Origin of the sequence: Paramylibacter kogurei, assembly GCF_002742285.1 — a bacterium.
Lineage (GTDB): Bacteria > Pseudomonadota > Alphaproteobacteria > Rhodobacterales > Rhodobacteraceae > Amylibacter > Amylibacter kogurei.
In genome coordinates this window covers 46,207-68,977 of sequence record NZ_MDGM01000012.1, presented here as the reverse complement: position 1 = coordinate 68,977, position 22,771 = coordinate 46,207, and the positions used below count along the sequence as shown (strand labels likewise).

Below are 22,771 nucleotides of genomic sequence, written 5' to 3'. Positions count from 1 at the left end.
TCCTAACCATCTACGCGAATGGTGGCGTTTGTTGGGTCATATGGGCTGTCTTCGACAATTTCACAATCATAGCGATCACCCAAAATATTAACCTTTAATTTTTGCCCAACGGTTGCCATGTCAGGGGTCACATATCCCATGCCAATGGATTTTTCGAACGCCACGGAATACCCGCCTGACGTTAGTCGCCCGACCTTGGTGTCACCATCATATAATGCCTCGCGCCCCCAAGGATCAGCATCCGCTGGTCCATCGATCAACAAGGTGACGCATTTAAATCGTACACCTGTTTCAATCATCGCATCCTTGCCATGAAAATCCTTGGACTGATCAATAAATCTTGGCAGATCCGCTTCTTGTGGGGTGGCATCGCGGCCCAATTCAGTACCAAATGCACGATATGATTTTTCTTGGCGGAGCCAGTTTTGAGCACGCGCACCGACCAATTTCAGATCATGTTCCGCGCCCGCCTCCATGATCAAATCATACAGGTAATTTTGCATTTCAATCGGGTGGTGCAATTCCCAACCCAATTCACCCGTATATGCAACACGAATGGCATTCACAGGGCACATTCCCAATTCAATTTGCCGCGCTGACAGCCAAGGAAACCGCTTGTTTGAAAGCGCTGTTTCTGGATCGGCATCCTTAATGATTTTTTTCAACACATCGCGTGATTTTGGCCCTGCAATGGCAAACACGCCCCATTGTGTGGTGACATCTTGGATTTCGATATATCCAAATTCACCCGCTTTGTCCTCTGCCGCTTTGCGCAAGTAATCCGCATCATATGCTGTCCATGCACCCGCAGAAACAAGATAATAGCTGTCTTCGCCATTGCGCACGATGGTGTATTCGGTGCGCGTTGTGCCGTGATCGGTGAGTGCATATGTCAGATTGATACGGCCAATTTTTGGCAGCTTGTTGCAAGTAAACCAATCCAAAAATTGTGTTGCACCCGGTCCTTTGACCACATGTTTTGTGAACGCTGTTGCGTCAACCAATCCAACCCCGTTACGGATCGCCTTGGCCTCTGCCACAGCATATTCCCACCATGCGCCACGACGGAATGATCGGCTATCATGATCAAAATTTTCATCGGCATCCAGAGGGCCAAAATAGTTGGGGCGATCCCAACCGTTTACACGGCCAAACTGTGCCCCCGCCGCTTTTTGACGATCATACGCAGGTGATGTACGCAGCGCAGAACATGCTGGGCGTTCTTCATCAGGGTGGTGCAGAATATAGACGTGATCGTAACATTCTTCGTTTTTACGCGCGGCATATTCCGTTGTCATCCAAGAGCCGTAACGTTTTGGATCAAGGCTCGCCATGTCAATCTCGGCCTCGCCTTCGACCATCATTTGCGCCAGATAATTGCCAACACCACCCGCGGCGGTAATGCCAAAGCTAAACCCTTCGGCGAGCCACATATTGCGCAAACCAGGCGCAGGGCCAACCAATGGGTTACCGTCGGGCGTGTAACAAATTGGACCGTTGAAATCGTCTTTCAAACCGCTTTGTTCACACGATGGCATACGGTGGATCATTGCCATATATTGGTCTTCGATCCGTTCCAAATCCAATGGGAACAAATCGGCACGGAAACTGTCGGGAACGCCATATTCAAAACGTGCTGGCGCATTTTTTTCATACACACCCAGAATCCAGCCACCGCGTTCTTCGCGCACATAGGATTGCGCATCTGCATCGCGAATTACGGGGTGTTCGGGATTTCCATCCGCACGCCATTTTTGCAAAGCAGGATCAACATCAGTGACAATAAATTGGTGTTCCACTGGGATCGCTGGAATTTTGATACCCAACAATTTTGCAGTGCGTTGCGCGTGGTTGCCCGTGGCGGTGACAACATGTTCGGCCGTGATGATGATTTGTTCATCGGATGGCACCAAATTACCGCCCTTTTCAACCATTTTGGTACAGGTCACTTTCCATTCTGAACCTGTCCATTCATACCCATCGACCTGCCATTTACGCTCGATCGTTACACCGCGTTGGCGCGCGCCCTTGGCCATGGCCATGGTCACATCTGCAGGGTTAATATAGCCATCCGTTGGGTGATAAATCGCCCCTTCCAAATCGTCGGTGCGGATCAAAGGCCAGCGTTCCTTGATCTGTGCAGGTGTCAAACGATGGTATTCAATGCCCACTGTTTCCGCGGTTGAACCATAAAGCATATATTCATCCATACGATCCTTGGTTTGCGCCATGCGCAAGTTACCAACAACCGAAAAGCCAGCGTTCAAGCCTGTTTCAGCCTCAAGAGATTTATAAAATTCGACTGAATAATCATGTAAATGCGTTGTTGCATATCCCATGTTAAACAATGGCAAAAGACCTGCCGCATGCCATGTGGAACCAGATGTCAATTCATCGCGTTCCAAAAGCATCACATCTTTCCAGCCGTATTTCGCCAGATGATACGCAATACCAGCGCCAACCGCGCCACCGCCAACAACAAGAGCTTTTACATGGGTTTTCATCGGATTTACCTTTTGCACAATTTGTGCGTATTCATTGCAGGATTCACATCAAATTTGCGCCGAAAACTCGACCAGACATATCCCTGTTACGACATTTTGGAAAGTTGTCGGCAATGATATCGATCAATCTTTGACCTTACATTTATTCGCAACACCCCAGCGTGCGCATTCGCCATAACCAAATCCGTATCCTTTATCCTTTGGTTTTCCACCAAAAAGCGCAACAATACGCTGCCATAACGAAAGTTTGGGGCCAGATTGTTCACCTTCGGAATTGGTTGCATTATTTTCGGATGGCGTTGATGCAGGTGTCGCGGAATTCGCCGATGTTTCCGCGTTCACTTGCGTTTGCATTTCTGGGTTAAACTGCATCCAAATTGTAAGACCAGTGAACAGCACAAACACCGCTAACAATAACGCTAGGACTACTTTTCGCATTTTTCCCCCAAATGTCAGATTTCGCGAACACGCCCACATTACATCCAAGATATCCCTGACAACAGTTAAAAATTTCCGCCCTGCTAACCTTTCTGTGACTGGTACATTTTGATGTGGCGCAGTAACGTAACGCAAACAATGCCGGAGCAAGCAATGACACAACAAAATCCCTTGTTGAGCGAATGGAACACACCGTTTTCCATTCCCCCATTTGATGAAATTGAAAACCAACATTTCGCCGCTGCTTTTGACCACGCATTTCAAGTGGAACGCGCGAATATTGATGAAATTGGCAATAACAAAGATGCGCCCAGTTTTTCCAATACAATTGGCGCACTTGATCAAGACGGCATCATGGATCGGGTTTTGGGTGTTTTTCACAATTTGGCCGGCAGCGTATCAAATCCAGAATTAGAGGCGTTACAACGTGATCTATCCCCTCGTTACGCGGCGTTTCATTCTGAAACCATGATGAATGAAAAATTATTTGCCCGCATTGATACGCTTTACCAAGCGCGTGAAACCGCGGGTTTAAACGCCGAACAATTGCGTGTGCTTGAACTTTATCATCGGATGTTTGTGCGTGCGGGTGCAAACCTTGCGGGTGATGATCGCAAACGTTTGTCGACGATCATGCAACGTCTGGCGGAACTTGGCACTGAATTTACCCAAAACCTGTTAGCGGATGAACGCGATTGGTTCATGGAATTGTCAGAAACGGATTTGGATGGCTGCCCCAGTTTTCTAAAATCTGCTGCAAATCAGGCTGCCCAAGAACGCGACAAAGATAGTTATGTGATCACCCTATCGCGCAGCTTGATCGTTCCGTTTTTGCAATTTTCGCCGCGCCGCGATCTGCGCGAAACAGCGTTTAATGCTTGGGTTAAACGGGGCGAAAATGGCGGTGATACAGATAACATTGATATCGTTACGGAAACGCTACAATTGCGCGAAGAACGTGCAAATCTGTTGGGATATGACACATTCGCCGATTTCAAATTGGAAACAGAAATGGCCAAAACCCCCGCAAATGTGCGCGATCTGCTGATGGCCGTTTGGGAACCGGCCAAGGCGGCGGCAAACGCAGATGCAGCCAAGCTCACCAGATTGATGCATGATGATGGTATTAACGAAGATTTAGCGCCGTGGGATTGGCGGTATTATGCGGAAAAATTGCGCAAGGCGGAACATGATCTGGATGAAAGCGAACTGAAACCATATTTCCAGCTTGATCAAATGATCGAAGCGTCATTCGATTGTGCAAACAAGCTGTTTGGCCTAACCTTCAAACCGCTTGATGTGCCTTTGTATCACCCCGATGCACGCGCTTGGGAAGTGTTGAAAGACGGTCGCCATATGGCCGTTTTCATCGGTGATTATTTTGCACGATCATCCAAACGATCTGGTGCTTGGTGTTCGCGCTTTCGCGGGCAATCGGTGCAAAATGGCGTCGATATTCGCCCGATTACAGTAAATGTGTGCAATTTTGCCAAGGCACCAAAGGGCGAGCCAGCATTGTTAACCTTCGATGATGCGCGCACATTGTTTCACGAATTTGGTCACGCGCTGCATTCGATGTTGTCCGACGTAACCTATGGTTTCATTTCTGGCACATCCGTTGCACGCGATTTCGTTGAATTGCCCAGCCAATTGTACGAACATTGGCTAAGCGTGCCAGAAGTGTTGGAGCAATTCGCACGCCACGCGGACACGGGCGAGGCCATGCCACGCGAATTATTGGATCGTTTGTTGGCGGCAGAAAATTTTGACCAAGGGTTTGCCACGGTGGAATATACCGCAAGTGCGCTGGTTGATCTGGCGTTTCACACCGAACCCGCACCATCGGATCCAATGGCAAAACAGGCAGATGTGTTGGCCGCATTGGACATGCCCGCCGCCATTACCATGCGCCATGCAACACCCCATTTTGCACATGTTTTTTCAGGCGATGGATATTCATCCGCCTATTATTCCTACATGTGGTCAGAGGTCATGGATGCCGATGCATTTGCTGCATTTATGGAAACAGGTGATGCGTTTGACAAAAACACCGCACAAAAACTGCACGATCACATTTATTCTGTTGGTGGATCAAAACCCGCCGATGTGCTCTATACCGAATTTCGCGGATCGTTGCCAAAGGTGGATGCCTTGTTGAAAGGGCGTGGGTTGGATAAAATCGCCTGATGTATTTGGCCAAGTGGTGAATTACTGCTTGGCCTAATCACGCAATTCGTTTTTGCCAACACCCCAAATTTCACCTTTTTTGACCCAGCCGCGAATTTTACCCGCACTGATCTTGCACCAATCAAGTGTGCATTCACCAAGGCGTGCAATTACCCCGTCTTCTGCGAATGCAACGGCTTCTGATCCTTCATAGGGTTTGCGACGCATCGGGGTTCTGTTTTTTTCAATGGTCACGGTGCGCACACCCGATAACAGGCGAAAATGCATCCAGCCCCCCTGACCATCCGCATCCAAAACACGGCGCCAATGGCCGTATTCACCAACAACCATAAGCGGCATATCTTCGTGTTTAAACACCCAATCAATGCGATGTGTTAAGCTAGGGCCGCGACGCACATTGCCCTCGTTGGTTTTCATTGAAACAAATCGAGGCATCGGCAGGTTGGTCACAGGCCCGCGTTCCGTTTCGGCATATGCACTGGATGTCATAAACACAGCGCACAAGGCGCCAAGATACTGATTTTTAATCATCTTCAGACCCTGCTCGATCCTTAAAATGCCGAAGTTTCGGCGATTGGTGGCTTTTGCCTTGCCTTACATCGGTTTTTTGCCAGAATGCAGCACAGAAATCCAGTGTGGAGATGGCAACTTGTCAACAAAGTCTTTGAAAGTGATCGTAACGCGACGTCTACCTGAAAGCGTCGAAGCACGCTTAACCGCGTTATTTAACACGACCTTAAACACCGATGACACGCTGTTCACCCGCGCAGATTTAGAAGCCGCCATGCAAACAGCGGACGTATTGGTATCCACGTTAAATGATTCCATTGATGCCAAGTTATTGGCCAAGGCTGGCAAACAGCTCAAGCTGATCGCCAACTATGGTTCAGGATTTGATCACATTGATGTCAAAGCTGCGCAAAAACGCAAAATCGCGGTTTCCAACACACCAAGTGGCCCTGCTGCCGACACGGCAGATATGGCGATGGCTCTGATCCTTGCGGTCACGCGTCGTTTCAAAGAAGGCTCCGCCGTGATGTCATCGGGCGATTGGTCAGGCTGGTCACCTTCGGATTTTTTGGGAACACGTGTTCAGGGCAAAAAACTTGGTATTTTGGGAATGGGGCGTGTTGGCACCGAATTGGCGCGACGTGCGCGTGCATTCGGGATGGACATTCATTATCACAACCGAAACAAGGTTCATCCTGCAACCGAAAAAGAATTGAACGCAACCTATTGGGACAGCCTGAAATTGATGCTCACCGATATTGATGTTCTATCTGTAAGTTGCCCGTATAATTCCAAGACCGCCAAAATTTTGAACAAGCAATCTCTTGCATTGATGAAGCCCGATGCGTTTTTAATCAATACCGCACGCGGTGAGCTGATCGACGAGGATGTTTTGGCCGATATGTTGAAAAACGGCAAATTGGCAGGTGCCGGTTTGGATGTTTTGGAGCGTGGGCACGAAATTAACCCAGCGCTTCGTGATTTAAACAACCTGATGTTATTGCCCCATATGGGCTCCGCAACGAAAGAGGCGCGCCAAGAAATGGGTGAAAAGCTGGTTTATAATATCAAAATGATGGAAGATGGGCATCGCCCGCCAAACCTGATATTGCCCAATATGGTGTAACCCTATTGCTGTTTTGCACCGCAAACGGCGCAATCCGCACGACGCGATAATTTCATTTTGCGGTTTTCACCAAACAGCGCATCAACAAAAATCATTTCACCGGTAAGCGTTTTGCCCGCGCCCGTAATGTATTTGATCGCCTCTGTCGCCATCATTGCACCAACGATGCCGGGCAATGCCCCCATCACGCCTGCCTCTGCACAGCTTGGCGCCTGACCTGCGCTTGGTTCTTTGTCGAAAACGCATGCATAGCACGGCGAACCAATTTTGGGGTGAAACAGGCTAACCTGGCCTTCCCATTGGCTTATCGCTCCTGAAATCAATGGGACATCTGTTGCCACACAGGCGGCATTTACCATGCTACGGGTTTTGAAATTGTCACACCCATCCAGCACCAGATCAAATTCGCCAATCAAATCTCGTGCATCCTTTTCTTCCAATCGGCGATGATAGGGTAAAACTTCAACATGTGGATTGATCGCATGCAATCGTTGTTGCGCGGCAAAAACCTTGGGTTTGTCCAATTGGTCTTCGTCAAACAACACTTGACGTTGCAGGTTTGAAAGGCTGACCGTATCATCATCGATTACACCGATTGTACCAACACCCGCCGCCGCCAAGTATTGCAATACTGGTGATCCAAGCCCGCCCGCACCAATGATCAAAACACGTGCCTTGGACAATTTTGTTTGCCCTGCTCCGCCAATTTCACGCAATACGATATGACGTGCATAACGTTCCAGTTCCGTATCGGAGAACCCATCGGAATTGGGAGTTTCATTCATTTTTTCCACCGCGTTTTTACGCATCCCGCGCAAAAACCACAGGTATAAAAAAACAGCCGCCAACAAGGCAATCAAAACCGCGCCCTCGGCGCTAATGGATGGGATTAGACTTTTTAAAAATTCCACCTATTTGCGCCCCGTTGAACCAAACCCACCGCCACCGCGTGATGTTGCCTCCAGCGCATCAACCCGTTGCCAATTGGCCTGCAACACAGGGGCAAACACGATTTGCGCGATACGATCACCATGTGCAACGTGAAATGATTCCGTGCCGTGATTGATCAAAATCACCCCAAGCGGCCCGCGATAATCCGCATCGATCGTTCCGGGGCTGTTGGGCAGGCTGATCCCATGTTTCAGCGCAAGTCCCGAACGCGGACGAAGCTGTGCCTCGTATCCATTTGGAATTGCGATTGCCAATCCCGTTGGGATCAACATGCGATGCCCCGCATCAATTGTGATTCCATCACCCCGAAGACCGATTTCAAAGTTTGCGCGTAAATCCATACCCGCCGCACCCGATGTTTCATAACTAGGCAGTGGGATCGCATGATCCGCATGGGGAAGATATTGCACATCCACGATTAGATCCGTCATTTCAACGCCTTTGCAATTTCCGCTGCCAATTTTTGTGCGACCGCATCCTTGGACATTCGTGGCCAATCTAGGGTGTCGGTTGGTGTAATCAATGTCACATCGTTTTCCGCACCACCCATAATTCCGGTTTCAGGGGAGACATCGTTTGCCACAATCCAATCGCATTTTTTCCGCGCAAGCTTTGCCTTTGCATTATCAATCACATCATTCGTTTCGGCCGCAAACCCTACAACCAATTTCGGACGCTGTTTTTTCATCTGTGAAACTGTCGCCAATATGTCAGGGTTTTCGGCAAAACTTAGTGTTGGTAAATCCCCCGATTTGTTTTTCTTGATCTTGCTATCGGATGCGGATGTCACCCGCCAATCGGCAACTGCGGCCGCAAAAATCGCACCATCAACAGGCAGCGTTTTTTCCACCGCTTTCAACATTTCACCTGCGGTTTGCACGCGTTCAATCACACAGCCTATGGGCATGTCTGCGCGCGCTGGCCCCGTAATAAATGTCACCCGTGCCCCCAATGCGATCAACGCATTTGCAATCGCACTACCCTGTGCGCCCGAAGAACGGTTCGCAATATAACGCACTGGATCAATTGGTTCATGGGTTGGTCCAGATGTCACCAAAATATGTTTACCTTTCAGCGGGCCATTCAACAAAACATCACTGGCGGCAGAGGCGATAAATTCTGGTTCCGCCATGCGCCCCATACCAAATTCACCACATGCCATGCCACCCTCGTCTGGGCCGCAGATATGAATGCCATCGTGTTTCAAGGTTTCCAAATTGCGTTTGGTCGCGGCATGTTCCCACATCTTCACATTCATCGCGGGCGCGATCATCACAGGTTTATCCGTTGCCATTAACAACGTGCTGGCCAAATCAGTAGCCAAGCCATGTGCCATTTTCGCCATAAGATCAGCAGTGGCAGGTGCCACAACAACCAAATCGGCGGCACGAGACAATTCGATATGTCCCATTTCCGCTTCGTCCGTTAAATTAAACAAATCGCGATAAACCTTGTTTCCCGCCAATGCACCAGCCGAAAGCGGTGTTACAAATTCCTCCGCTGCTTTGGTCAAAACGGGCACAACACTGGCACCACGTTTTTGAAAACAGCGGATCAATTCCAATGATTTATACGCCGCGATGCCCCCACCAATGATGAGCAATATTTTTCTGCCATGTAACATGTCATTTTATCCCAACTGTTCTTGGCGATACTGTAGTGACGCCCTGTATAACCTGCAAGCGTTTGACGCGAACTGCGCCAAAGGTGTAATCGCAGCACTCTGATATTTCAATTCAACCTATGCAGTGATAGGAAATATCGAAATCGAACAAGGATACAAAAGTGACATCACCCGACTTTCCAAAACTCAGTTTGATCATTGGCGGCGCGGCCAGTGGAAAGTCGCGTTTTGGGGAATCCTTGGCGCGTTTTTCTGAAAAGTCCAAACTTTACATTGCCACAGCACAAGCATTTGACGACGAAATGCACGAAAAAATCGCCAAACATCGCATTGATCGTGGCACGGATTGGGTAACAATCGAATCCCCTTTTGAATTGGCACAACATATTATGAATGCATCTGCGGGTTCTGTTGTGTTTGTTGATTGCCTTACTCTCTGGCTTTCCAATCATTTGATGGTTGAAAATGCATTGGATGGATTGGCAAGCGATTTATTGAAGGCAATCACCCAAACACAAGCACCGGTAATTTTAATTAGTAACGAAGTTGGGCAAAGCGTCGTGCCAGAAAATGCAATGGCACGACAATTCCAAAACGCCCAAGGTCGATTGAATCAAGACATCGCAAAACGCGCCGATCTGGTGGTTCATGTCATTGCAGGCATACCAACAGCAATTAAAGGCCAAATGCCCACAGGGATATTATGACCAATATTTATTTGGTACGCCACGGGCCAACCCATCGCGATGGTTTAATCGGTTGGACAGATGTCGGCGCTGATCTTTCCGATGTGGATGCATTGGCACGTCTGAATGCGCATCTACCATCTGATGCATTTGTTATTTCTTCGGATTTACAACGTTGCATTCATACCGCCGATGCGATCTGTGAAAACAGAACACGCCTGCCCCACCACCCTGACTTGCGCGAATTTCATTTCGGTGATTGGGAGGAAAAAACATTTTCACAAGTGGCGCATTCACATCCGGATTTATCCTATGATTATTGGTCAAATCCAGGTGACGTCGCACCACCAAATGGCGAAAGCTGGAATCAAGGTGCCACGCGCATTTCTGCAACGATTGACGCATTGATCAATGAATACACAGGGCAAAACATCATTATCGTTGCGCATTTTGGTGCAATTTTAACTCAATTACAACGTGCGGCAAACATGCGCGCTGCATCCGCACTTGGGTTTAAAATTGACAATCTGTCCGTAACGCATCTGGAACATCTGGGCGATGCGTGGCGCATACTTGGTGTTAATCATAATCCGTGATGGCATATTAACAATTTTCGATTAGGAAATTTTTGCGCCTTATGGCAAGATTTTCCGATGACATATGAACTTGCCATTGGCGATAAAACTTATTCTAGCTGGTCTTTGCGTGGCTGGCTGTTATTTGCAAAATTTGATTTTGACGTGCGCGTTCACAATGCGCGCATGTATACCGATGAATTCACGAAATTGATCGCGGAATTTGCACCAACGAAATTGGTTCCCGCCGCAAAATTGGATGGTGCCGTGTTATGGGATAGCCTTGCAATTGCCGAGGAATTGAACCAACGCCACCCCGATGCCAACATGTGGCCAAGCGATTCATCCGCGCGCGCATATGCCCGCAGTATGACCGCAGAAATGCACTCTGGTTTCGCGCCTTTGCGCGAGGCTTGCACTATGAATTTGCGCAAATGCTATCCCGATTTCAAACCGTCCAAACAGGTGTTGGCCGATGTCGCGCGGATCGATGAACTGTGGACACATGCACGCCGCGAATTTGGCGCAAATGGCCCATGGCTATTTGGCGAATACTCTATCGCGGATGTATTTTACGCACCTATTGCCACACGATTTGCCAGCTATAATTTACCTCAAAGTGAAACCGCAGCGGCCTATATCAATACACATCTTGCGGATCAAAAATTTCGCATGTGGCGTGCAATGGGCATTGCGCAAAACTATATTCAACCAGGCTATGATCTTGACCTGCCCAGCGTGGAATGGCCAGGTCCAAAACCGTTATTGGCAAAGCCTGTTGAAACGGGAACACCTGAAAATTCGCACTGTCCATATTCCGGCGATCCAGTGACCCATTTTTTGGAAATTGATGGTCGCGTTTTTGGATTTTGCAATGCTTTTTGCCGTGATAAAACCGTTGCCGATCCCGAAGCGTGGACAAATTTCATAAAAATTTACCAAACGTAAACCAATCCCCAAATAGCGTTAACTTTGGTTAACAGGGGAAAACAATGGTTTCACGTGCATATACGGTTTCATTTCAAGGTGTCGATGCACGGTTGGTAGAGGTGCAATGCGCCCTGTCCCCTGGATTGCCAAGCTTTAATATTGTTGGCCTACCTGACAAAGCGGTGAGCGAGGCAAAGGAACGCGTGCGATCTGCAATCGGTTCGATGGCCTTGGCGATGCCATCGAAAAAAATTACCGTCAATATGTCACCCGCAGATTTACCAAAAGAAGGGTCGCATTTTGATTTGCCCATTGCGCTGGCCGTGTTGGCGGCGATGGATATTTTACCCCAAGACGAGGTCGCAAGAACGGTCGCGCTTGGCGAACTTTCACTTGATGGAAAATTGATTCCTGTGAACGGTGCGCTTCCTGCTGCTGTTGCTGCCGCTGCGGCGTCTTGCGATTTGGTCTGTCCCAAAGATTGCGGAGCAGAGGCCGCATGGGTTGGTGCAGTATGTGTAACCGCACCCGCGACGCTACTGGAAACAATGAACCATTTTTCAGGGCGAAAACCGCTCGCCCCTGCACAGCCAGGCGAAGTGCAATCGCAATCAACAGGCAAGTGCCTGTCCGATGTGAAAGGCCAAGAACGTGCAAAACGCGCATTAGAAATTGCTGCCGCAGGGCGCCATCATATGATTATGGTTGGCTCACCTGGCGCGGGCAAATCGATGTTGGCGGCGCGATTGCCCGATTTATTACCACCACTTGATGCGCAAGAGGCATTGGAAACATCCATGATTCAATCTGTCTCTGGCTTGTTGACATCTGGCGGCATTTCAAAAACGCGCCCATTTCGTGATCCACATCACACGGCGTCAATGGCCGCCATCGTTGGCGGTGGGCGCGGCGCAAAACCGGGTGAAATTTCACTGGCGCATAATGGTGTGTTATTTCTTGATGAGCTTCCAGAATTTAATCGGCAAGTCTTGGAAACATTGCGCCAACCGATTGAAACAGGTCAGGTCATGGTCGCACGTGCAAATGCACATACACATTATCCATGTAAGTTCATGTTGGTTGGTGCAGCAAACCCTTGCAAATGCGGGTATCTCGCCGATGCCAACCGCGCCTGTTCTCGCGTCCCCCAATGTGGCGAGGATTATTTGGGGCGCATTTCAGGGCCACTTATGGATCGCTTTGATTTGCGCATTGAAGTGCCAGCCGTTGACATCAACGCCCTCAATATCAAAACAGAAAGCGAACCAAGTCATATTGTCGCCAAACGCGTGGCCAAGGCACGTGATATTCAATATACGCGATATGCGGATCACTCGAGCGTAAGTTTGAACAGCGACATTGAAGGGGGATTATTGGAACAAGTGGCCACACCCGATCGTGCCGGGCTTGATTTTTTGGCGCGTGCCGCTGAAAAATTTCAACTTACGGCGCGCGGATATCATCGCATTTTACGTGTATCGCGCACAATTGCCGATCTAGAAGCCAGCGAAATCATCAACGAAACCCATATCGCAGAGGCGCTCAGTTATCGTTTGATTTCTGCTGCAAATGCTTAAGCGCGAATTTGGCAATTTCCGAAACTGCTTGATCCGCTTCTTTGACGCGACCGCGCAAAATATGAAAAACATGATAGTTGTTTTGCCAAAATTTTGTACGCACCTCGACTTTTTGCTGAACCAAGCGTTTTGTCATGCGAATGGAATCATCGCGCAAAATTTCCTTGGAAGACGCATGTAACAATATTGGCGGTGCACCTGTAAAATCAGCGGTAATTGGCGATACCTTAGGGTCCGCTGGATCATTATCTGAAAAATATAATTTGCACAAGAAATCTGCGCGCTTGGCTGGTAGTACGCAATCTGCACGCGCATTTTTTTTGATGCTTTCGCTTGAAAATGTCAGATCGACAACTGGGCTGATTGCAAAACAGCAAGCAGGCAAAGGCAAATCATTTTCCAATAGATGTGAAAGCAGCAAAAGCATTAAACACCCACCCGCGCTGTCACCACCGATGACTATCGATTTAGGGTTAATTCCCGCATCAAGCAATGCCTGATAGGCTGCCTTTATATCGTTGATACCATCAGGGTAAGGGTTCTCGGGCGCCAGTCGATATTTTGGCAAATATGCCATCATGCCCATTTGACCAGCAATATCTGCCGCCAAATGACGATACATTTCAGGCGTCCCAAAAACAAACCCACCGCCATGGATATACAATAACGCGCCTCTATCCGATTTTGGATCGACCTTTGCGGTTATAAACTTCACCTTGGTGGTGCCAGTGGCCAATTGAACTTGACCATAGATCGCATGTTTGGGATCAACCGCGGTACGCTTTGCAAGTTTGCTCGTATAACGACGCAAGAATTGCACATCCTGTGCACGCGCCAACACAGATTTAAAACTTATCCGTGTCATCAGAGACATTGCTTTTAGACGAATAGACGGCATCTATGCGCACTTATCTTCGATCACTTGCCAAATTTTTTCGGCAACATTTATATTATCAAATCGCTCAAGCTCTTGTATGCCAGTGGGTGATGTCACATTAATTTCGGTGAGAACACCACCAATCACATCAATCCCAACAAAAACCTGTCCTTTTTCACGCAACAACGGTCCGATTGCCGCACAAATTTCCAAATCTCGTTTGGACAATTCCACCTTTTCAGGGCGTCCGCCAACATGCATGTTAGAACGCGTTTCGCCTTTTGCAGGAACGCGATTGATTGCGCCAACAGGCTCGCCGTTGATCAAAATAACTCGTTTATCCCCCTTTGATACATCAGGCAGAAATTTTTGCGCGATTAATGGTTCGCGGTTGATACCCGAAAACAGCTCATGCAACGAATTTAGATTGCGATCATCAGGTCCAAGGCGAAACACACCTGCACCACCATTTCCATATAGTGGTTTTAAAATGATATCCTGATGCTCTTCTTTAAATGCCTTTAGCGTTTCCAAATCACGTGCGATGGTTGTGGGGGCGATCAATTCTGGAAACTGTAACACCAACAATTTTTCAGGATAATTACGCACCCAAGTTGGATCATTCACCACCAGCGTTTCTGGGTGTATCATATCCAAAAAATGTGTGGTTGTGATATATCCCATATCAAACGGCGGGTCCTGTCGCAGCCAAACAACATCTTGCGTTTGCAAGGGAATTTCGTGCAACTCTCCTAGTGTATAATGATTTCCCACCTCTCGGCGAACCGTAACTGGCCAACCTTTTGCTGTGATCACACCTTGTTGAAACGCCAGTTTGTCAGGTGTGTAATAAAATAACTCATGCCCGCGCCTTTGGGCCTCTTCCATAATGCGAAACGTGCTGTCAGCATTGATATCAATGGGCGCAATTGGATCCATTTGGATCGCCACATTCAAAGACTTGGTCATGAAGAAACCTCATTTATAAAACGATTTGGTACTTCATGAACCAGAGCGCCAAATGATGCAAAGCGAAAATGGAGGTATTTTTCGCACTAAAACGCGTTTGCGATCACTTTTACCTGACCAACACCATTTACCAATGCTGCGTCAAAACGCATTTCTGTTTCCAACTTACGCCCCGTATCGACCAAAAAACGCATCGCGGCGTTTTTGATCCGCGAAATTTGGTGAAGGTTTATTCGTTCCGCCGCTTTATCAAAACTACTGCTTTTCTTAACTTCGACAAAGTATAGCTTGTCTTTGTGACCCAACACCAAATCAATTTCACCCTCACGACGACGATAGCGTTTGGAAATTACGTCAAAACCCGCAGCAACATATTTTTGCGCAACAATTTCTTCGGCTATTTGCCCTGCGTGATAGTTTTGCGACGCGTTCATGTGTTATCTTTCACCTTAAGAGCGATTTCATATGCCTGCTTGCGTGGAATATTAAATTCATCCGCTGCAATCTGTGCCACTGCTTTTACTTTATGTTCCCCTAATAATTCCCTAATTTTATCTTCGATTTGCGCATCTGAAATTATTTTGGCCACAGGCGGGCCTAATACCAACACACATTCACCTTTGATTGTTGTTACTTCTTTTAACTGAGCCAACACGTCTTCAAGCGTTCCGCGAAAGATTTGTTCGAATTTTTTTGTCAATTCACGGCACAGCGCAACTTGGCGCGAGGGGCCATAAATTTTTATCATGTGTTCAAGCGTATCGCACACGCGTTTGGGTGATTCATACAAAACGAGCGTTGATTGCAACTCTGCAAATTCCTGCAAAAAACTTTGCTTTGCCTTTTGTTTATTCGGCGCAAAACCCGCAAACATAAACCGATCCGTTGGCATGCCAGACACAACCAATGCCGCCAATAATGCGGATGCACCTGGTGCGGCAAACACATCCAAACCCTGTTTTCCTGCCTCTTTTGCAAGCCCATATCCAGGGTCGGCGATCAACGGTGTACCCGCATCGGAAACATAGGCAACCGTTTGTCCGTTTTGTATCGCATCAATCAATTTTGGTCGCTGTTTCGAACCGTTATGATCATGATACGGAATGATCCGCCGCGATCCGAGTGCAATGCCGTGAATATCCAATAATCGGCGCGTATTGCGCGTATCTTCTGCGGCCAAAACATCCGCGTTGGCCAAGATATCCAGTGCGCGCAATGTGATATCACGTGCCGCACCAATTGGTGTTGATACCAAATATAGCCCAACTGGCAGCTTTTTATCATTCATATTACTATATTTCAGCCTTTGTATGTCTGCCACTGTTGCACTCTGCATGGGCATTTCGTACCTTTTCGCACAAACGAGTCACTATTTTCTAGCTTAAACGGGGTAACATCATGCATCAGGGATTTGGGACGGTCTCTAAAATTCGCCAATCAATCGGTTTCGCAGCTGTTGGGATAATACTATCTGCTTGCGAAGTACCAACAAATCCCAGCATCGGGAGCGACACGGCCGAAACGGGCCAAACCGTAAACGCCAATGAAACGGTAAAGGTTGCATTGTTGGTGCCGGCGGGTTCTGGTGATGGGAATCTTGAAAAATTGGCAAATAACTTTGTGCAAGCAGCTCGCCTTGCCACACAAGATTATTCGGATGTCAAAATTGATCTGACCGTTTACAGCACTGGGGGCAACTCTGGCCAAGCGGCGGGTGTTGCAAAAACCGCCGTTGCAAATGGTGCAAAAATCATCGTTGGTCCATTATTTGCAGAGTCAGTCAACGCCGCAGGTAATGCCGTTGCATCGCAAAATGTGAATGTGCTTAGCTTTTCAAACAACACCGCAATTGCAGGTGGCAATGTGTTCATCATGGGCGACACATTTGAAAACAAAGCCAACCGCGTGGTGAAATTTGCGGCATCCAAAGGATATCGCCGCATCGCAACCGTTTCTGCGCAAAACACCGTTGGTGAAATTTCAGCAAGCGCGGTGAAATCTGCGGCTGCAAAGGCCAATGTAACCTACACAGGTAATTACAGTTACGAAATGTCACCCGCAGGTTTATCCGCAGCGGCCCCTGCAATTGCCAGCAGCGTAAAATCATCAGGCACAACTGCAATCGTATTGACCGCAGATTCCGACACTGGTCTGCCATTTGTTGGGCGCATGTTGCCAGCGGCGGGCGTATCACCTGCAAGTGTGAAATATCTGGGGATCACCCGTTGGGATATCCCAAGCTCTAATTTAACTGCACCTGGCTTGGTCGGCGGTTGGTTTACAACACCTGATATCGTTTCAGCACAACAATTCAACGCACGCTTTACCCAAGCATATGGGGGCGCACCACATCCATTGGCTGGCCTTGCTTATGACGGGGTGTCAGCGGTGGCAAAGCTATTGCAAACAGGGAGCAGCAAGGCGCTCACCAAATCTGCATTGACACGTCGCGGCGGATTTCGCGGGACAACCGGAGTATTTCGTTTCAACAAAGACGGCACAAATGAACGTGCCCTAGCCATCGCCGAAGGCAACGGAAAAACTTTCCGCATTATTTCTGGCGCACCGACTTCGTTCAGTGGCGCTGGTAGTTAAGACTCCTCTAAACCAAGCCTACGGGCCGGTAACGGGCGCACTTATCTGTGCGCCCGACGCAATTTTTGACACAAAATTTGTGCAAAAACGCTACACGCAGATCACCGCAAAAAAACAAGCGGGCAAACAAGTCCGCAGCGAAATTTCTGCATTGTTAAGCGCACAAAACGCAGCTGGTCGTGCCGCCATCGAAGCCGCATTAAGCGAAGCACCTTGGTCAGGGATGGAAGCAATCAATTCTTATTGCTTGTTAACCGATCGAATTGTTGATTTTGCATTCAAGGCAGCGACGGACATTTTACACCCAAATCCAACGCCAACCAAAAACGAACATCTGTGTGTGATGGCCGTTGGCGGTTATGGGCGCGCTGAAATGGCGCCGTTTTCAGATGTCGATTTGTTGTTTTTATCGCCCTACAAACTTTCTGCTTGGTCAGAAAGCGTGGTTGAATCCATGCTTTATATCCTGTGGGACATGCGGTTAAAAATTGGTCACGCGACACGCACAATTGATGAATGCATCAAATTGGGCGGCGAAGATCAAACGATTAAAACAGCACTACTTGAAAGCCGTTTTTTGGCGGGTGATCAACGGCTGGCCGATCAGCTTGATCGTAAACTTTGGGCAAAACTGTTTAGCGGCACTGCAAAAAACTATGTCGAAGAAAAGCTAATTGAACGCGAAAATCGCCACATTCGCCAAGGCGGCCAGCGCTATATGCTGGAACCCAATGTGAAAGAGGGCAAAGGCGGGTTACGTGATTTGCAAACCATGTATTGGATCACCAAACATGTTAGCCACGCTCAAACCACACAGGCAATGGTTGACCAAGGCTATTTCACCACCAGCGAATTGACACGTTTCGAAGAAGCACATGCATTTTTATGGACGGTGCGTTGTCATCTACATCTGTATAATAAACGCGCCACAGAACAGCTTACGTTTGATGCGCAAGTCGATATTGCCAAACGTCTTGGCTATCGCGACACCGATGGGTTGCGCGGCGTAGAAAGCTTTATGCAGGATTATTTTCGCGAAGCGACCCATGTTGGCGATCTAACACGCGTATTTTTATCCATGCTAGAAGCGCAACATGTGAAAGACATTCCATCAATCGGCAAACGATTGTTGGATGCGATGCCTTGGAACCGAAGTAGCGATGACGAAGACGAAACGCCCGATGGCTATAATTTCGTAAATAACCGTCTGGCAATTGCGGATGATGATGCGTTTCTGTCTGATCCGCTTAACATCATGCGCCTTTTCCAAGAGGCATTGCGCTCTGACATATTGATCCATCCAGATGCCATGCGTCTGATGGCGGATAATCTGCATTTGATCGACGATCATGTGCGCAATTCACCAGAAGCACAGCGTATTTTTCTGGAATTGCTGTTGGACTACGGAAACCCAGAACGCGCATTGCGCCGCATGAATGAACTGGGTGTTTTGGGCGCATTTATCCCTGAATTTCAACGCATTATCGCATTGATGCAGTTTAACAATTATCACCATTACACGGTTGATGAACACACGATCCAATGTATCTCTGGGTTATCCAAGCTGGAACTTGGTGATTTGAAAGAGGATTTGCCAATCCTCACCGAAGTTTTCAAAGGTAAAATTGATCGCAAAGTTCTCTACGTTGCGCTTTTGTTGCATGATATCGGCAAAGGTCTGCCCGAAGATCATTCGATTGCCGGCGCAAAAATCGCCGAACAAATTTGCCCAAGGCTGGGATTAAACGAAAAAGAAACCGAAACCGTTGTTTGGTTAGTGCTCAATCATTTGTTAATGTCTGATGTCGCGCAAAAACGCGATTTATCTGATCCGCGCACCGTCATCAATTTCGCCAAAGATGTGAAAACAACATCCCGACTAAACCTGTTAACGGCACTTACGGTTTGCGACATTCGCGGGGTTGGCCCCAACACGTGGAACAATTGGAAAGCACAGCTTTTGCGTGATCTTTACCGCGCGACACGTTCCAGCATTAAGGCAGGCGTTGATAAAATCGGTGTTTACAACCGTGTCGACGAAGCCAAAGAACAATTGCAAGCCAAGCTCACAGATTGGTCACGCGACGATTTAGAAATCGAAATGGAACGTCATTACGATCCGTACTGGCAAGGGCTGGATCACCAATCCCATGTGACATTTGCGAATATGTTGCGCGATATTGGTGATGAAAAACTTGCCAGCGAAATCACCCCTGATGTTGATCGCGATGCAACGCGCGCTTGTTTTGTGATGCAAGACCACCCCGGTATATTTTCACGGATTGCTGGCGCACTTGCCTTGGTTGGTGCAAATGTTGTGGATGCACGTACCTATACGTCAACCGACGGGTTTGCGACGGCAATTTTCTGGATACAAGATGCAGATGAAAAACCGTATCAAACCACGCGTATTAAACGTTTGCGCGATATGATTCAAAAAACCCTGTTGGGTGAAGTGGTTGCGAAAAAAGAGCTTGGCGATCGGGATAAATTCAAAAAACGCGAACGCGATTTTCTGGTGCCCACCGAAATCACATTTGATAACGAAGGTTCCGAACTTTATTCAATTATCGAGGTTGATACCCGCGATCGCCCTGCCCTTTTGCATGATTTAACCCGCACATTGTCCAACGCGAATATTTATATTGCGAGCGCTGTGATCGCGACATACGGGGCACAGGCGGTTGATGTATTTTATGTCAAAGATATGTTTGGAATGAAAATCCATTCACGTGACAAACAAAAAACAATCATTGATCGTTTGACCCGCGCGATTGAACAAGGCACACAAGAGGCGCTGTCATGACCAACCCAATTCGGTTGATGGCCTCATTCGTCACCGTTGGAGGTTGGACATTAATCAGCCGCATCGCAGGGTTTGCCCGTGAAATTCTGTTTGCCAATCTGTTCGGATCTTCTGCAACGGCAGAGGCATTTCAGGTCGCATTCGCCCTCCCCAACATGTTTCGCCGGTTCTTTGCCGAAGGCGCGTTTAACATGGCCTTTATCCCCATGTTTTCGAAAAAACTACGCGCGGGCGAAAATGCAGGGGAATTTGCCAATGATGCGCTTAACGCGTTGGCTACGATATTAATCGCCCTTTCTGTGATCGCAATTTTTGCGATGCCCTGGCTCGTTTATGCAATGGCCAGCGGGTTTCAAGGCGATGAGCGCATGGATTTGGCCATCACTTTTGGCCGTGTGTGTTTTCCATATATCCTATTCATATCGCTCGCGGCATTGTTCAGCGGTGTATTGAATGCCTCTGGAAAATTTGCGGCCGCCGCTGCTGCGCCGGTGTTTTTGAATTTCATCCTCACAGGGGCGATGCTCTATGCTCTATGGGCGGGAACGGATGCGGGAACCGCGCTGGTTTGGGGTGTTCCTGTTGCTGGTGTGGTTCAATTGGGCATCGTTTGGTATGCGGCGGAAAAACTTGGCTTGAAAATCCGCCCAAGCTGGCCAAAATGGACGCCAGAGCTGAAAAAACTTGCCATTATCGCCGCCCCCGCGGCGATGGCAGGCGGCGTTGTGCAGATTAACCTGTTGGTTGGTCGCCAAGTGGCCAGTTATTATGACGGTGCAATTCAATGGTTGGCGGTTGCGGATCGGTTGTATCAATTGCCCCTTGGCGTGGTTGGTATTGCGATTGGCGTTGTCTTATTGCCAACCTTATCTGGTCAATTACAAGCGGGTGATGACAAGGCAGGGCAAGACGCATTTAACCGTGCCACTGAATTTTCGCTATTCTTGACGCTGCCTTCCGCGGTTGCATTGGTGGTGATTGCGCTGCCGCTTGTGTCTGTTTTGTTTGAACGCGGCGCATTTTTGCATAGCGATTCGTTGGCAACGGCACAGGCTTTGGCGATATATGGGCTGGGTTTACCCGCATTTGTTTTACAAAAGGTGCTTCAGCCACTGTATTTTGCACGCGAAGATACCAAAACGCCGTTTTATTTCGCGTTGTTGTCTATGATTATCAATGCCGCGATTGCGATTGGTTTGGCATATAAATTCGGTTTCTTGGCCGCGGCATTGGGAACAACAGCCGCGGCTTGGGCAATGGTGATATTGCTTTGGATTGGTACACGAAACATGGGATCAGCCTCGCAATTTGATTCTCAGCTCAAAAAACGTGTTCCGCGTATCATCATGTCATCACTAATAATGGGATTGGTATTATTTGTGGCGCAAAATACGCTGGAAAACTGGTTATTTGGAACGGGAACGCGATATCTGGCATTTGTAATTTTGTTGGCGATTGGCATGGTTAGCTATTTTGTAGCGGCACATTTCACCCAAGCCCTGAAAATTTCCGAACTTCGCCGTGCCGTTCGGCGATAGACCGCCGAAGCATTATTTTGCGAAAATTGGTATATTTGCCATAAAACATGGGTAAATTGCGTTAAAAAACGTCAAATTCATACAAAAACACAGATTTCACACTGCCAAGTTGACAGAACAACCACCCAACCAATACCATAGGGTGAGATTCCTTGAGAGTCCGTTAGTACTAATATTTCGGAGATTAAATATGAATATCATGAAAATCGCTGCCGCATCTATCGCAGCTGTATCACTTGCAACAGCATCTATGGCTGGTTCTTTGGCAGAGCCAGAAGTAGAGCCAATGATCGAAGTTGTTGAAGAAGAGCCAGGTTCATCTGCTGGTTCAGGTGGCATTTTGTTGCCATTGCTGGGTCTTGCAGTGGTTGCTGCGTTGATCGCATCAGACGACAGCTAATATTCAAAGCTTCCAAATTTTTTAAAAGGCAGTGCAAAAGCGCTGCCTTTTTCCATTTTCAGCACAAAATCGTAAAAATAGCGGCGAAAGTGTCACAGTATTTGCCATTCGCGGCAAAACGCGGTGTTCCATTGACATCATTCACGCGCAATCTTAGATAATACATACTGGCTCAATAGGGGTCTTTTAGTACTAACATTTTTGGGAGCTCTCAAATGTCTATCATGAAAATCACTGCAGCAACTTTCGCAGCAGTATCACTAGCAACAGCATCTTTCGCCGGTTCTTTGGCAGAGCCAGAAGTAGAACCAATGATCGAAGTTGTTGAAGAAGAAACAGGTTCATCTGCTGGTTCAGGTGGCATCTTGTTGCCATTGCTGGGTCTTGCAGTAGTTGCTGCTTTGATCGCATCAGACGACAGCTAATATTTTAACAGGCCTCGGTCTGTTAATAAGAGGCAGCGCTTCGGCGCTGCCTT

The 22,771-nt window shown here is 48.0% G+C and carries 21 protein-coding genes; 11 read left to right on the top strand and 10 right to left on the bottom strand.

What is annotated here, in order from left to right; translation table 11 throughout:
• Window positions 1-2: 2 nt before the first annotated feature.
• Window positions 3-2,504, bottom strand: coding sequence for a GcvT family protein (locus BFP76_RS05775; RefSeq protein WP_099592237.1), 2,502 nt, complete (start codon window positions 2,502-2,504; stop codon window positions 3-5).
• Between the two features lie 123 nt (window positions 2,505-2,627).
• Window positions 2,628-2,942: a hypothetical protein gene (locus BFP76_RS05770; protein ID WP_133117393.1), complete on the bottom strand. Its 315-nt coding sequence runs from the start codon at window positions 2,940-2,942 to the stop codon at window positions 2,628-2,630.
• A 153-nt stretch (window positions 2,943-3,095) separates the two neighbouring features.
• On the opposite strand from BFP76_RS05770, the gene BFP76_RS05765 reads away from it, so the two are divergent.
• Window positions 3,096-5,129 (top strand): M3 family metallopeptidase, encoded by a 2,034-nt coding sequence (locus BFP76_RS05765; protein WP_099592235.1) that lies wholly within the window; start codon window positions 3,096-3,098, stop codon window positions 5,127-5,129.
• A gap of 33 nt (window positions 5,130-5,162) precedes the next feature.
• Here the strand turns inward: BFP76_RS05765 and BFP76_RS05760 are convergent, their stop codons facing one another.
• Window positions 5,163-5,660 (bottom strand): SH3 domain-containing protein, encoded by a 498-nt coding sequence (locus BFP76_RS05760; RefSeq protein WP_099592234.1) that lies wholly within the window; start codon window positions 5,658-5,660, stop codon window positions 5,163-5,165.
• A gap of 118 nt (window positions 5,661-5,778) precedes the next feature.
• Here BFP76_RS05760 and BFP76_RS05755 point away from each other — a divergent pair, with 118 nt between their 5' ends.
• Complete coding sequence (locus BFP76_RS05755; protein WP_099593906.1) at window positions 5,779-6,765, top strand: 2-hydroxyacid dehydrogenase; 987 nt, start codon at window positions 5,779-5,781, stop codon at window positions 6,763-6,765.
• Between the two features lie 2 nt (window positions 6,766-6,767).
• Here the strand turns inward: BFP76_RS05755 and BFP76_RS05750 are convergent, their stop codons facing one another.
• From BFP76_RS05750 to coaBC, 3 genes are read right to left on the bottom strand one after another with little or no spacing between them, the layout of a single operon-like run.
• A complete protein-coding gene (locus BFP76_RS05750) occupies window positions 6,768-7,676 on the bottom strand; it encodes a HesA/MoeB/ThiF family protein (RefSeq protein ID WP_240513991.1) in 909 nt (302 codons plus the stop codon).
• Window positions 7,677-8,147: a dUTP diphosphatase gene (gene dut, locus BFP76_RS05745; protein WP_099592233.1), complete on the bottom strand. Its 471-nt coding sequence runs from the start codon at window positions 8,145-8,147 to the stop codon at window positions 7,677-7,679.
• On the bottom strand, window positions 8,144-9,340 hold the full coding sequence (gene coaBC / locus BFP76_RS05740; RefSeq protein ID WP_099592232.1) for a bifunctional phosphopantothenoylcysteine decarboxylase/phosphopantothenate--cysteine ligase CoaBC: 1,197 nt from the start codon (window positions 9,338-9,340) through the stop codon (window positions 8,144-8,146). Before coaBC ends, dut begins: the two co-directional genes overlap by 4 nt.
• Window positions 9,341-9,501: 161 nt before the next feature.
• Here coaBC and cobU point away from each other — a divergent pair, with 161 nt between their 5' ends.
• From cobU to BFP76_RS05720, 4 genes are read left to right on the top strand one after another with little or no spacing between them, the layout of a single operon-like run.
• A complete protein-coding gene (gene cobU / locus BFP76_RS05735; protein ID WP_099592231.1) occupies window positions 9,502-10,047 on the top strand; it encodes a bifunctional adenosylcobinamide kinase/adenosylcobinamide-phosphate guanylyltransferase in 546 nt (181 codons plus the stop codon).
• Window positions 10,044-10,622, top strand: coding sequence for a histidine phosphatase family protein (locus BFP76_RS05730; RefSeq protein WP_099592230.1), 579 nt, complete (start codon window positions 10,044-10,046; stop codon window positions 10,620-10,622). Before cobU ends, BFP76_RS05730 begins: the two co-directional genes overlap by 4 nt.
• Before the next feature lie 57 nt (window positions 10,623-10,679).
• Window positions 10,680-11,549 (top strand): glutathione S-transferase, encoded by an 870-nt coding sequence (locus BFP76_RS05725; protein ID WP_099592229.1) that lies wholly within the window; start codon window positions 10,680-10,682, stop codon window positions 11,547-11,549.
• A gap of 44 nt (window positions 11,550-11,593) precedes the next feature.
• Window positions 11,594-13,108, top strand: coding sequence for a YifB family Mg chelatase-like AAA ATPase (locus BFP76_RS05720; RefSeq protein WP_099592228.1), 1,515 nt, complete (start codon window positions 11,594-11,596; stop codon window positions 13,106-13,108).
• On the opposite strand, the gene BFP76_RS05715 is transcribed toward BFP76_RS05720, so the two are convergent.
• The 4 genes from BFP76_RS05715 to rsmI form a co-directional block, all read right to left on the bottom strand.
• Window positions 13,074-13,973 carry an alpha/beta hydrolase gene (locus BFP76_RS05715; RefSeq protein ID WP_165775668.1) on the bottom strand — a complete coding sequence of 300 codons (900 nt, stop codon included), beginning with the start codon at window positions 13,971-13,973 and terminating at the stop codon, window positions 13,074-13,076. The genes BFP76_RS05720 and BFP76_RS05715 overlap by 35 nt on opposite strands.
• 33 nt (window positions 13,974-14,006) lie before the next feature.
• On the bottom strand, window positions 14,007-14,954 hold the full coding sequence (gshB, locus tag BFP76_RS05710; protein WP_099592226.1) for a glutathione synthase: 948 nt from the start codon (window positions 14,952-14,954) through the stop codon (window positions 14,007-14,009).
• Window positions 14,955-15,040: 86 nt separating this feature from the next.
• Window positions 15,041-15,388 (bottom strand): YraN family protein, encoded by a 348-nt coding sequence (locus BFP76_RS05705; RefSeq protein WP_099592225.1) that lies wholly within the window; start codon window positions 15,386-15,388, stop codon window positions 15,041-15,043.
• Complete coding sequence (gene rsmI / locus BFP76_RS05700; RefSeq protein WP_099592224.1) at window positions 15,385-16,242, bottom strand: 16S rRNA (cytidine(1402)-2'-O)-methyltransferase; 858 nt, start codon at window positions 16,240-16,242, stop codon at window positions 15,385-15,387. Before rsmI ends, BFP76_RS05705 begins: the two co-directional genes overlap by 4 nt.
• A gap of 110 nt (window positions 16,243-16,352) precedes the next feature.
• On the opposite strand from rsmI, the gene BFP76_RS05695 reads away from it, so the two are divergent.
• The 5 genes from BFP76_RS05695 to BFP76_RS05675 all read left to right on the top strand — a co-directional run bounded on the left by BFP76_RS05695 (window position 16,353) and on the right by BFP76_RS05675 (window position 22,718).
• The gene (locus BFP76_RS05695) at window positions 16,353-17,549 is read left to right on the top strand and encodes a penicillin-binding protein activator (protein WP_099592223.1); all 1,197 of its coding nucleotides are present in this window, start codon (window positions 16,353-16,355) and stop codon (window positions 17,547-17,549) included.
• Window positions 17,533-20,355 carry a [protein-PII] uridylyltransferase gene (locus BFP76_RS05690; RefSeq protein ID WP_099592222.1) on the top strand — a complete coding sequence of 941 codons (2,823 nt, stop codon included), beginning with the start codon at window positions 17,533-17,535 and terminating at the stop codon, window positions 20,353-20,355. Before BFP76_RS05695 ends, BFP76_RS05690 begins: the two co-directional genes overlap by 17 nt.
• Window positions 20,352-21,893, top strand: coding sequence for a murein biosynthesis integral membrane protein MurJ (murJ, locus tag BFP76_RS05685; protein WP_099592221.1), 1,542 nt, complete (start codon window positions 20,352-20,354; stop codon window positions 21,891-21,893). Before BFP76_RS05690 ends, murJ begins: the two co-directional genes overlap by 4 nt.
• 190 nt (window positions 21,894-22,083) lie before the next feature.
• Entirely contained in the window at window positions 22,084-22,293 is a 210-nt protein-coding gene (locus tag BFP76_RS05680) for a hypothetical protein (protein WP_099592220.1), read from the top strand.
• Window positions 22,294-22,508: 215 nt separating this feature from the next.
• Window positions 22,509-22,718 (top strand): hypothetical protein, encoded by a 210-nt coding sequence (locus tag BFP76_RS05675; RefSeq protein WP_240513989.1) that lies wholly within the window; start codon window positions 22,509-22,511, stop codon window positions 22,716-22,718.
• Window positions 22,719-22,771 lie beyond the last annotated feature (53 nt).